The organism is Acinetobacter sp. YH16038, assembly GCF_013417275.1.
Classification (GTDB): Bacteria; Pseudomonadota; Gammaproteobacteria; order Pseudomonadales; family Moraxellaceae; genus Acinetobacter.
In genome coordinates, this window is record NZ_VPEG01000008.1 from 24,551 (window position 1) to 36,628 (window position 12,078).

Sequence of the window (12,078 nt, forward strand, 5' to 3'; positions counted from 1 at the left end):
CAACAACTGGCCTGATCAGGATTAAGTTTTATATGGCCTTAGCGGATTGAGGAATACGAGCAATGACTTTGATTTCGAAGTCAAAACCTGCCAGCCAGGTCACCCCCACAGCTGTCCAATTCGGATAGGGCCTTTGCGTAAAAATCTCGTTTTTAACTTTCATAATACTCTCAAATTGCTGTTCAGGATCGGTGTGAAAGGTGGTGACATCGACAATATCATCGAAAGTACAACCAGCCGCTGCCAATGTAGCAGCCAAGTTTTCAAAAGCTCGTTCTACCTGTTTCTCAAAGTCAGGTTCAGGACTGCCATCTTCACGGCTACCAACCTGACCAGAAACAAATAATAAATCTTCTGATTTGATTGCGGCAGAATAACCATGCTGTTCATACAAAGCATGGCGATTTTGGGGAAATATTGCAGTTCTAGTCATGATAATTCTCGCTCAATTTTAATTTATACGTATTTTAGAAAGCTGTTTAAATTTTCACATACGTAACGTATGTAAACATAATTGACATACGATGCGTATGTCAATTAAAATTTTCACAATGCTGATGGAAACAATATATGTCTGTACGTGAACAAAAAATGGCGGAAACCCGCAAAAAACTCATAGAAGTGGCACGTCGTGCATTTGCTGAATATGGTTATACAGACACTTCCATGGATAAGCTCACGGCAGAAGCAGGGCTAACCCGGGGTGCGCTATACCATCATTTTGGTGATAAAAAGGGCTTATTTGCTGCCGTGGTCGATCAGATTGATTCAGAAATGGCTGAATATGCCGGGCAACATCTGGAGCAGCCAGATGATCTGTGGGAAGGATTAATGCTTGAAGGGCGTACCTATATCGAACATGCATTAAATGCTGAGTTTCAACGGATTGTGCTACGCGATGGTCCGGCAGTATTAGGAGATCCCTCACACTGGCCAAGTCAAAGTAAATGCCTACAGTCGACACGTGAATGCGTAGAACAGTTACTGGCTGAAGGTAGATTGAAACCAGTCGATGCACTTGCTGCGGCAGTCTTGCTCAATGGTGCAGCAATGAATGCAGCACTGTGGGTCGCTTCTAGTGAGGATCCTGCACAGGTCTTACCTCAGGCTTTACAGGCATTTGAAGCCTTGGCATCTGGCTTCTTAAAATAAAATCGATGGGAATTTCTAGGCTCAATAAAAAACCCCTCATCTGAGGGGTCTTACAGCCTAAAATATCTAGTTAAAAATTAGATATATTCAACGCTTACAATTTCGTATTCGACTTCACCTTGTGGTGTCACGATTTTCACATCGTCGCCTTCGTTTTTACCCAGCAGGCCACGCGCGATCGGAGAGTTCACAGAGATCTTGTTGATCTTAAAGTCTGCTTCATCATCACCTACGATTTTGTAAGTTTTGCGTTCTTCAGTGTCTAGATTCTCAATAGTCACAGTGACACCAAAAACTACACGACCGTTTTGCTCCAGTTCTTTAACATCAATCACCTGGCAAGCGCCCAGTTTACCTTCGATGTCCTGAATACGGCCTTCACAGAAACCTTGCTGCTCACGCGCAGCATGATATTCCGCGTTTTCTTTTAAATCCCCATGCTCACGTGCCTCTGCAATCGCTGCAGTAATACGTGGACGATCCACAGTTTTCAGTTGGTGTAATTCTTTCTCTAAGGCAAGTTTGCCTTCGGGAGTCATAGGATAACGTTGCATAGTTGTCCCTCAGTAATAAAAATGAAAGTCTATAAATGAAAAAAAGCCCGCCACCGAGAAGGTGACGGGACTTCTCAGTAACGAATTAACCTACTGTTAAATCTTGCAAACGATATACATCCATTGGCAATTTAATTGCTAAAGCTTGGCATACAGCATCAGCACCATTCAGGGTAGTGGTATGGTATACCTTACCTTGAAGCGCAGAGCGACGGATCGAGAATGAATCCTGCTGAGCTTGTTTACCTTCAGTGGTATTGATAATGAGGTGAATTTCACCATTTTTCAAGCGGTCTACAATGTTTGGACGGCCTTCGGTTACTTTATTTACACGTTCACATTCAATACCTGCAGCTTTAATTACATCGTATGTGCCGCCAGTCGCAAGAATCTTGAAGCCAAAGTCAGCAAGCTGTTTTGCAATACCTACCGCACGTGGTTTATCAGAATCGCGTACAGAGATGAATGCATGCTTCACTTCGCCTTCAGTTGGCAGACCTGGTAAACGATCGTTAGAGCCTAGAACAGCTTTGTAGAACGCTTCACCAAATGTTTTACCAACGCCCATTACTTCGCCTGTTGATTTCATCTCAGGGCCAAGGATCGGGTCAACACCAGGGAATTTGTTGAATGGGAATACTGCTTCTTTCACAGAGAAGTGAGCAGGGATAATCTCTTTGGTAAAGCCTTGAGACTCAAGAGATTGGCCAGCCATACAACGTGCAGCCACTTTTGCTAAAGATTCACCGATACATTTAGAAACGAACGGAACCGTACGAGAAGCACGAGGGTTCACTTCCAGAATGTAAACGTCATCGCCTTTAACTGCAAACTGAACGTTCATCAAGCCCACAACGCCAAGCTCTTTAGCCATAGCGATGGTTTGACGACGCATTTCGTTTTGCACGTCTTCAGACAGTGAGTATGGAGGAATCGAACATGCAGAGTCACCAGAGTGAATACCGGCTTGTTCAATGTGCTGCATAATACCGCCGATCACCACGTCTTTACCGTCAGATACGCAGTCCACGTCAACTTCGATGGCATCGTCAAGGAAGTGATCGAGAAGAACAGGCGCTTCATTCGATGCTTGTACGGCATCACGTAAGTAGCGTTTTAATTCTTCGTCGTTATACACGATTTCCATCGCACGACCACCGAGTACGTATGAAGGACGTACCACCAGTGGATAACCCACTTTAGCTGCTTCAGCCATACCTTCTTCAGCAGATTTTACGATGCTGTTATTCGGTTGACGAAGTTGCAGGCGTTGAATCATTTGTTGGAAACGTTCACGGTCTTCTGCACGGTCAATCGCATCTGGAGATGTACCGATAATTGGCGCACCAGCTTCTTCCAAAGCACGAGCCAGTTTCAGTGGAGTCTGACCGCCGTACTGAACGATAATACCTTTCGGCTTTTCAGTACGTACGATTTCAAGAACGTCTTCAAGTGTAATCGGTTCGAAGTACAGACGATCAGATGTGTCATAGTCAGTTGAAACCGTTTCAGGGTTACAGTTCACCATGATGGTTTCATAACCGTCGTCACGCATTGCCAGGGCAGCATGTACACAGCAGTAATCGAATTCGATACCTTGACCGATACGGTTAGGACCGCCACCAATCACCATGATCTTGTCGCGGTTAGACGGATTAGATTCACACTCTTCATCATAAGTCGAGTACATATAAGCAGTATCAGATTCAAACTCTGCTGCACATGTATCCACACGTTTGTAGACTGGAGTTACACCCAGGTTCCAACGGTGCTTACGGAATTGTTTTTGTGAAATACCCATCAGGTTGGCAATACGGTGGTCAGATAAACCTTTACGTTTAAATGAACGGATATTGTCAGCGTTAAGATCACCAAAACCTAAAGATTTGATTTGTTCTTCAGTTTTAACGATGTCTTCGATCTGGATCAGGAACCAGCGGTCAATATTGGTTGCCGCAAATACTTCATCAAGCGTGAAACCGTGACGGAATGCATCAGCCACATACCAGATACGCTCTGGACCTGGAACTTTAAGTTCTTGAAGAATCTTCTCGCGTGCACCTTCAGTACCCACTTCGATTTTTTCATCAAAACCAGTTGCGCCAACTTCAAGACCGCGAAGTGCTTTGTTCACAGATTCCTGGAAGTTACGGCCAATCGCCATCACTTCACCTACAGATTTCATCTGTGTAGTCAGTGTCGCATCAGCTTGCGGGAATTTTTCGAAGTTGAAACGTGGAATCTTGGTAACAACGTAGTCAATTGCTGGTTCGAACGATGCTGGAGTTGTACCGCCAGTGATGTCATTCTTCAGCTCATCAAGGGTATAACCAACAGCCAGTTTCGCTGCGATTTTTGCAATCGGGAAACCAGTCGCTTTAGATGCCAGTGCAGATGAACGCGATACACGCGGGTTCATCTCGATGATCACCATACGGCCATCTTTCGGGTTGATACCGAACTGAACGTTAGAACCGCCCGTTTCAACACCGATTTCACGAAGAACTGCTAAAGATGCATTACGCATCAACTGGTATTCTTTATCAGTCAGTGTTTGTGCAGGCGCAACAGTGATCGAGTCACCGGTGTGTACGCCCATTGGGTCAAAGTTTTCGATCGCACATACAATGATACAGTTGTCGTTTTTGTCACGAACAACTTCCATCTCGTACTCTTTCCAGCCAATCAATGATTCATCGATCAATAATTGGTGAGTAGGAGAGAGGTCGAAACCGCGTTCACAGATTTCCAGGAATTCTTCACGGTTGTAAGCAATACCACCGCCTGAACCACCCATCGTAAATGATGGACGGATAATCACGGGGAAACCGAAGCGCGCTTGAATCTCAAGTGCTTCTTCCATAGATTCAGCAATCGCAGCTTTTGGACATTCCAGACCAATTTTACGCATTGCTTCGTCAAACAGTTTACGGTCTTCTGCTTTTTCGATCGCTTCTTTGGTCGCGCCGATCAGTTCAACGTTGTATTTTTCAAGAATACCGTTGGCATCCAGTGCAAGGGCACAGTTCAGTGCAGTCTGGCCACCCATCGTTGGAAGCACAGCATCTGGACGTTCTTTTTCAATGATTGCTGCAACAGTCTGCCAGGTAATCGGTTCGATATACGTCGCATCTGCCATTGCAGGGTCGGTCATAATGGTCGCTGGGTTAGAGTTCACCAGAATAACGCGGTAGCCTTCTTCACGAAGCGCTTTACATGCTTGAGCACCTGAGTAGTCAAACTCACATGCTTGACCGATGACGATCGGACCAGCACCAATGATCAAGATGCTTTTAATGTCAGTACGTTTAGCCATGATGCTTCCTTAATTACTTCTTAGATGCTTCGATAAGTTCGATGAAATGATCGAACAATGGTGCGCAGTCATGTGGACCAGGGCTTGCTTCAGGGTGACCCTGGAAGCTGAACGCAGGTTTGTCTGTACGATGGATACCTTGGTTTGTACCATCAAACAGTGAGCGATGAGTCACACGCAATACCGCAGGCAAGGTGCTTTCATCCACTGCGAAGCCGTGGTTTTGAGAAGTAATCATCACTGTACCAGTTTCGATGTTCTGTACAGGATGGTTAGCGCCATGGTGACCGTGCGGCATTTTTACCGTTTTAGCACCCGATGCAAGAGCAAGAATCTGGTGACCTAAGCAGATACCAAATACTGGAATTTCAGTTGTTTCAACAATTGTTTTTACAGCTTCAATTGCGTAGTCACATGCAGCTGGATCGCCAGGACCATTTGACAGGAATACGCCATCTGGATTTAACGCAAGTACTTTTTCAGCAGGAGTTTGTGCAGGCACCACAGTCAATTTACAGCCGCGGTCTGCGAGCATACGCAAGATGTTGGTTTTGACACCGTAGTCGTATGCAACCACATGGAATTTAAGTTCAGGTTGAGTAAAGCCTTTGCCAAGTGCCCATGAGCCTTCAGTCCATTCGAAACCGGTCGGATCACAGCATTCTTTCGCAAGGTCTAAACCACTTAAACCACCGAATGCACGTGCTTTTTCGACTGCTTCTTCTTCAGTGATGTTTTCACCCGCAAGGATACAACCGTTTTGTGCACCTTTATCACGCAAAATTCGAGTTAATCGTCGCGTGTCGATGTCAGCAATGGCAACTACATTGTGCTGTTTTAAATAATCACCGAGTGATTGATTCGCACGGAAGTTACTATGTAGTAAAGGAAGGTCACGGATAATTAAACCGTTTGCCCATACTTTATGAATACGACCTGATTCAGCGTCTTCTTCGTTGCAACCTGTGTTACCGATATGTGGGTAAGTTAGCGTTACAAGCTGCTGTGCATAACTAGGATCAGTCAAAATTTCTTGATAGCCAGTCATGGCAGTGTTGAAAACGACTTCACCAGTCGTACAACCCGATGCGCCAATTGAAGTACCTTTAAAGATAGTTCCGTCGGCAAGGGCTAAAATTGCTGGGGTGCTCAAACCAAAGCTCCTGAAATTTAGGCTGTAAAAAAGCGAGTAGACGAAAAAAAAGGAAGGTTAATTTTTAAACCTACCCTCCTATGTCTGCTCGCTTGAACTTAACACGGCATTATACGCAGAACCACCCCCTAAGTCCAATAGCTTTACAGCAAAAGTATGAGATAAATGGCTTGCTTTTTGCTTGAAAGTCTGTTTTACGAACAACGTAAAAAAATGTAAGCAATTAAGAATTGTCTAACAAATCAAATCTTAATTTTTATCAAAACTACTAATATGGATGAGTCGTAATATAACTATAGGAATAAGACACATGACTACAGCAGCGAAATCTTCCCAATCCAAGAAAAAGATCAATACCGTGGTTTCAGAAACGACTGAACAGCTTGAAAAAGTAGCAGCTGAAGCCAAAGAACAGGTGGTAGAAACCATCGAAGAAAGCAAAGAGAAGCTTGAAGTCGAAGCGAAACAGCTGGGTGATACTGTTCAGGAACAGTTACGCCAGTTAAAACAGGATCTGTTACAACGGATCGATACTCTGAAAGAGCAGTTATTTGGTTCACAAAAAGAACTGACTGAATTAACCAGTTTTATCAAAACCGAATTTACCGCAGTAATTGAAGACTTATCCAATATGGGTAAGGAACTGAAAGAAGATGTCAGCCAGATCTCGACCAAACATAAAGAGCATCTGACTGGTACATTCAAGCGCTCAAAAGACAGCACCATTGAAGTCCTGAAAAAGGTCAAACCCATGGTAAAAGCTGAAAGTTCAGAAAAAAGCCCTGAGCTGAAGAGTTAAGGGAATACGCTGACTTAAATTGCATGAAAGGAGAACTGGATACGTTCTCCTTTGTCTTTTTGAAGCAAAACGGACTCACAATAATAATGAAAGGGGGTCACGATGCAGCAGCATTATTTTATAGGTGTACTTTTTTTACTGACGCTGATTATGATGCTTAATCTGGTAAGTTGGTTAATGCGTACACTTTATCTCGGTGTGATGATGTTATGTCTGGGATTCTTTGGACTAACTTTTGGAACGATTATCCTGATCATCTTCACGTTAACTGTAATTTTTTATGCCGCGGTAAAATCAGTACAGGATAATTACCGTCTACATCACTAGAATATCGAAAACAATTAAAACGAACTCTTAGTCTATCAGCTTAAATAACGTTTAAATCATTATCAAAATAGCCAGCCCTAAGTATAGAGAGCAGGCTAGTTGTATCAATTTAATATTGACCTGAATCCACGTAATTAAAATACAGGCAAATATTTTTTAAAACTATAATAGTGAGCTTTGAGCGGATGAGCCGAAAAAGCCCATAAAAAAACGTGAGACTTTAATGCTCACGTTTTTTAATATCTTTTTTATCCAGCAAATACTTTTAATCTGCATTAAAAGACATGCAGCCAATCCCGTTTATTGTGGAAGTCTGCTTCTGGGCTGCTGTGCTGCATCGCAAAGTATTGATCACCTTGTGAGGTTTTTAATACTGCTGTCAGACCAATAAACAGGTCTGCCCATTTAAGTTTATGCTCAACCATAAACTCGGTCAGATCCAGACTGACATTAAGACCATAATGGGTGCGTTTAAGCTGATTCAGTTCGATATCGTATGCAGCAGGTGGCGGCATATCTTCCGGATAGCGATATTCCTCAAACTGATAGGCTTGCCAGGCCTGAGAGGGGGAGAGATTGATTTCGCGATAATAATCTTCACCCTGAACCCCGATAAAGATTTCAAAGCAGGTCTGTTCCCACAAAAAATCACGACGGGGATGTGCAGTAACCATTTCTGGCCACAGCACGTACTGGTTGGGATCGCGCAACCAAAATCCGACATTCAAGCTGCATGGATTTTGCTGTTCGATGGCACCGACCAATGAGATTGCCTGAAAACGGCGATCAAATGCGCTGAGTTCGTAACTGGCCATAAATCCTGTACTTAGTTAGAAAGATGGGCAAAACGGACAAGATTGGATAACTTCTGGTTTTGCTTTGGAGCTTTCTTGTAAAGCAGCGCAATTTTACCAATAGTTTGTACCACTTCAGCACCTGTAGTTTCTGAAAGTTCAGCAATGAGTGCTGCACGTGCTTCACGGTCTTCAGCCACCACTTTTACTTTAATGAGTTCGTGATCATTAAGTGCACGATTTAGCTCTTCAACTACAGATTCAGTTAAGCCTTTGTCACCAAGCATTACAACTGGGTTTAATGCATGTCCAATTTGACGTAAACGCTTACGTTCCTGAATAGATAAAGACGCCATGAGAGATAACCTGATTTTTAAAACGGCTTAGTATAGCAAAAGCGAAAAACAAACGCTGTAAATTCTCAGGAAATAATCACTTGTAAATAATCGTAAATGACACCGGAATACTCAGATTTAGATACACATGTATACTGCAAAAAATGTGTTTTTCACGTACAATGAATCATTAGAAGTTTTTTTTATTTAGAGAGTTATGGCAACACGCATTACCAACCAAAAGTTATCTAAAAGTAGTCGTGCGTGGATGAGAGAGCATCTTGATGACTTTTATGTGAAAAAAGCACAAAAAGAAGGTTATCGTGCCCGTGCTGCGTACAAGTTGCTAGAAATTCAGGAAAAATACGGCATTATCAAACCCGGCATGACGGTAGTGGACTTGGGTGCTGCCCCAGGAAGCTGGTCCCAGATTGCCGGCAAACTGGTCGGTGATAAAGGTCTGGTGATTGCATCAGACATCTTGGAAATGGATGCGCTACCTGATGTGACTTTCTTGCAGGGCGATTTCCGTGAACAAGAAGTATTCGATAAATTGTTAAATATTTTAAACGGACGCACAGTAGACGTTGTAATTTCAGATATGGCCCCCAATACATCAGGTAATAGAGCTGTAGATCAACCACGTCAGATTTATTTGTGTGAACTTGCTCTGGATTTTGCCAACAAGGTACTCGGTCCGAAAGGACAGTTTGTAGTGAAAGTATTCCAGGGTTCAGGTTTTGATGAATTTCGTAAAGAAGTCGTTAACAGTTTTGATGTATTGAAGACGATTAAACCTGCTGCATCACGTGCCCGTTCCAAAGAAGTGTTTTTGGTCGGACAGGGACGCAAGAAGGCTTTGAAATAAAGTTTACTTGCCAACACGTTAAAAATTGTGCATTTTGTAGGTTTTTACATTATTGCAAATTGATTTGCAGCTTATTGATTAAGGTCACCCTTCGAGGGCATGATCAAATTAGATTGGAATGGGAAATAAAGCTTTGAGCGATCTTTTTAAGAATGCCGTATTGTGGCTCGTGATACTGGGTGTGCTGGTGTTAATCTTCAGCAACGTCAGTGACCGCAATCAACCGACTACAATGAACTATTCGGAGTTTGTTGCCGCGGTCAATGCTGGCCAAATTAAACAAGTTACAATTGATGGCGAAAGAATTCGCGGTGAAAAATCAAACGGTTCAGAGTTTGAAAGCATTCGCCCGGCAGTTCAAGACCCAGAACTGATGCCAAGCCTGATTAAAAATAATGTAGTCGTTGAAGGTGAAGCGCCTCAACGTCAAGGTTTGCTCATGCAATTGCTGATTGCAAGTTTCCCTGTGCTTCTAATCATTTTGTTATTCATGTTCTTTATGCGCAACATGGGTGGCGGTGCAGGCGGCAAGAATGGCCCAATGAGCTTTGGTAAATCTAAAGCGAAAATGCTATCTGAAGACCAGATCAAAGTAACATTTACTGATGTGGCGGGTTGTGATGAAGCAAAACAGGAAGTAGTCGAAATCGTTGACTTCCTGAAAGATCCTGCAAAATTCAAACGTCTGGGTGCGACTATTCCTAAGGGCGTCCTGATGGTAGGTCCTCCAGGTACAGGTAAAACCCTGCTGGCTAAAGCCATTGCAGGTGAAGCAAAAGTTCCATTCTTTAGTATCTCAGGTTCTGACTTCGTTGAAATGTTTGTCGGTGTCGGTGCATCACGTGTACGTGACATGTTCGAACAGGCAAAACGTCATGCGCCATGTATCATCTTTATTGATGAGATTGATGCAGTCGGTCGTCATCGTGGTTCAGGTACAGGTGGTGGTCATGATGAACGTGAACAGACTCTGAACCAGATGCTGGTAGAGATGGACGGTTTCGAAGGCAATGAAGGTATTATCGTCATCGCTGCAACTAACCGTGCTGACGTACTGGATAAAGCCTTACTTCGTCCAGGTCGTTTCGATCGTCAGGTAATGGTAGGTCTGCCAGATATTAAAGGTCGTGAGCAAATCCTGAATGTACACTTGAAGAAACTTCCTTCTACTACTGGTGTAGATGTCAAAGTTCTTGCTCGTGGTACGCCAGGCTTTTCAGGTGCACAGTTGGCCAACCTTGTAAACGAAGCGGCATTATTTGCTGCACGCCGTAACAAGAACACAGTCGACATGCATGACTTTGAAGATGCGAAAGACAAACTGTACATGGGTCCTGAACGTAAATCGATGGTACTTCGTGAAGAAGAACGTCGTGCTACGGCTTACCATGAAGCAGGTCATGCGATTGTTGCAGAAATGCTTCCAGGTACAGACCCTGTGCATAAAGTCACCATCATGCCGCGTGGCTGGGCATTAGGTGTCACCTGGCAGTTGCCTGAATTTGACCAGACTAGCCATTATAAAGACAAGATGTTGAATGAACTTTCAATCCTGTTCGGTGGTCGTATCGCAGAGGAAGTCTTCATTAACCAGATGTCGACTGGTGCTTCGAATGACTTTGAACGTGCAACTAAAATGGCACGTGCAATGGTGACCAAATATGGTATGTCAGACAAGTTAGGTGTCATGGTCTACGAAGATGACTCTCAACAGTCTTTCATGGGTAGCATTGGTACCCGTACGATTTCTGAGGCCACCCAACAACAGGTAGATGCGGAAGTTCGTCGCATTATTGATGAGCAATACAAGGTTGCGCGCGATATCCTTGAAAACAACAAAGATATTGCCCATGCCATGGTGAAAGCGCTGCTTGAGTGGGAAACAATTGATCGTGAACAGATTCGTGACATTATGGAAGGTCGTGAGCCAAAACCACCTAAAGTTTATGTTTCAGACAATCCAGTGATTGATGTAACACCGACTGATGGTCCAATGACTCCTCCGCCATTACCAGCGAACTAAGTTAAAAATTAAAACCACCTTCGGGTGGTTTTTTTATGGCCATTGTTTTGTCATATCTAGTTGAATGCTATAGTCAATTCATAAAAATCACTGAGTAAAAATAAGAATGACTTTACCTGTTCTGGAATCCAGTATTTATCAGCTACGTTTGGAGCCACTGAGCTGGGAACATTTTGCAGACTTAGAAAATGCATGTGCCGAAGGGGACTTGGGGGAAGTGTTATATAATTCGGTACCTTACCTACATAAACTTAAACACTACTTTACCCAAGCTTTTGAACAGCAGTCCAAAGGTGAAAGAATGGCTTTTGCTGTGATTGATCTGAATTCGGGTCGCGCTATTGGTACTACCAGTTATCATGATATCAAGCCGGAAATTCCACGTGTTGAAATTGGCTTTACCTGGTATGCCAAACCTTATCAACGAACCTATGTAAACCGGGTCTGTAAATATCTTTTGCTGCAGCATGCATTTGAAGAGCTGAATGCTCAAGTGGTAGGCTTTCGGACTGATCATCTGAATCTTAAAAGTCAAAAAGCTATTGAAGCTCTGGGTGCCAAACAGGATGGCATCATTAGATGTCATATGCTGCGTAAAGATGGCGTGACATTCAGAGATAGTTATATCTATAGTATTTTAAAAAGCGAATGGGTTGATGTAAAAGCGTTACTGCAATCCAAGCTGATGCAATATTCCAATAAGAACTATTTTGAAATCTAGCTATTGAATAGATTGAGCTTTGCTTTATTGATCTTT

The 12,078-nt window shown here is 43.3% G+C and carries 12 protein-coding genes; 6 read left to right on the plus strand and 6 right to left on the minus strand.

The window, feature by feature from the left end:
• Positions 1–28 precede the first annotated feature (28 nt).
• Entirely contained in the window at positions 29–433 is a 405-nt protein-coding gene (locus tag FTV34_RS04865; RefSeq protein WP_180069071.1) for a RidA family protein, read from the minus strand.
• A 137-nt stretch (positions 434–570) separates the two neighbouring features.
• On the opposite strand from FTV34_RS04865, the gene FTV34_RS04870 reads away from it, so the two are divergent.
• Positions 571–1,152: a TetR/AcrR family transcriptional regulator gene (locus tag FTV34_RS04870; RefSeq protein WP_180069073.1), complete on the plus strand. Its 582-nt coding sequence runs from the start codon at positions 571–573 to the stop codon at positions 1,150–1,152.
• 77 nt (positions 1,153–1,229) lie between these two features.
• Here FTV34_RS04870 and greA read toward each other — a convergent pair whose 3' ends face one another.
• The 3 genes from greA to carA all read right to left on the minus strand — a co-directional run bounded on the left by greA (position 1,230) and on the right by carA (position 6,175).
• Positions 1,230–1,706: a transcription elongation factor GreA gene (gene greA, locus FTV34_RS04875; protein WP_005236827.1), complete on the minus strand. Its 477-nt coding sequence runs from the start codon at positions 1,704–1,706 to the stop codon at positions 1,230–1,232.
• 85 nt (positions 1,707–1,791) lie between these two features.
• Complete coding sequence (gene carB, locus FTV34_RS04880; protein WP_159123473.1) at positions 1,792–5,022, minus strand: carbamoyl-phosphate synthase large subunit; 3,231 nt, start codon at positions 5,020–5,022, stop codon at positions 1,792–1,794.
• A gap of 13 nt (positions 5,023–5,035) precedes the next feature.
• On the minus strand, positions 5,036–6,175 hold the full coding sequence (gene carA, locus FTV34_RS04885; protein WP_005236823.1) for a glutamine-hydrolyzing carbamoyl-phosphate synthase small subunit: 1,140 nt from the start codon (positions 6,173–6,175) through the stop codon (positions 5,036–5,038).
• 310 nt (positions 6,176–6,485) lie between these two features.
• Between carA and FTV34_RS04890 the strand changes: the two genes are divergently transcribed.
• Both FTV34_RS04890 and FTV34_RS04895 read left to right on the plus strand, forming a co-directional pair.
• Positions 6,486–6,974, plus strand: coding sequence for a hypothetical protein (locus FTV34_RS04890; protein ID WP_004784804.1), 489 nt, complete (start codon positions 6,486–6,488; stop codon positions 6,972–6,974).
• A gap of 102 nt (positions 6,975–7,076) precedes the next feature.
• Entirely contained in the window at positions 7,077–7,301 is a 225-nt protein-coding gene (locus tag FTV34_RS04895; RefSeq protein ID WP_180069075.1) for a hypothetical protein, read from the plus strand.
• A 275-nt stretch (positions 7,302–7,576) separates the two neighbouring features.
• Here the strand turns inward: FTV34_RS04895 and FTV34_RS04900 are convergent, their stop codons facing one another.
• Together FTV34_RS04900 and yhbY are read right to left on the minus strand one after the other, a co-directional pair.
• Positions 7,577–8,116: a DOMON-like domain-containing protein gene (locus FTV34_RS04900; protein ID WP_034170177.1), complete on the minus strand. Its 540-nt coding sequence runs from the start codon at positions 8,114–8,116 to the stop codon at positions 7,577–7,579.
• 11 nt (positions 8,117–8,127) lie between these two features.
• Positions 8,128–8,451: a ribosome assembly RNA-binding protein YhbY gene (gene yhbY / locus FTV34_RS04905; RefSeq protein WP_004784797.1), complete on the minus strand. Its 324-nt coding sequence runs from the start codon at positions 8,449–8,451 to the stop codon at positions 8,128–8,130.
• A gap of 196 nt (positions 8,452–8,647) precedes the next feature.
• Here yhbY and rlmE point away from each other — a divergent pair, with 196 nt between their 5' ends.
• From rlmE to FTV34_RS04920, 3 genes are all read left to right on the plus strand, one after another.
• Positions 8,648–9,298, plus strand: a complete 651-nt coding sequence (gene rlmE / locus FTV34_RS04910) for a 23S rRNA (uridine(2552)-2'-O)-methyltransferase RlmE (RefSeq protein WP_004784794.1) — start codon at positions 8,648–8,650, stop codon at positions 9,296–9,298.
• A gap of 133 nt (positions 9,299–9,431) precedes the next feature.
• Positions 9,432–11,321, plus strand: a complete 1,890-nt coding sequence (gene ftsH, locus FTV34_RS04915; protein WP_034170205.1) for an ATP-dependent zinc metalloprotease FtsH — start codon at positions 9,432–9,434, stop codon at positions 11,319–11,321.
• Positions 11,322–11,427: 106 nt separating this feature from the next.
• Entirely contained in the window at positions 11,428–12,042 is a 615-nt protein-coding gene (locus FTV34_RS04920; protein WP_180069077.1) for a GNAT family N-acetyltransferase, read from the plus strand.
• Positions 12,043–12,078: the final 36 nt, after the last annotated feature.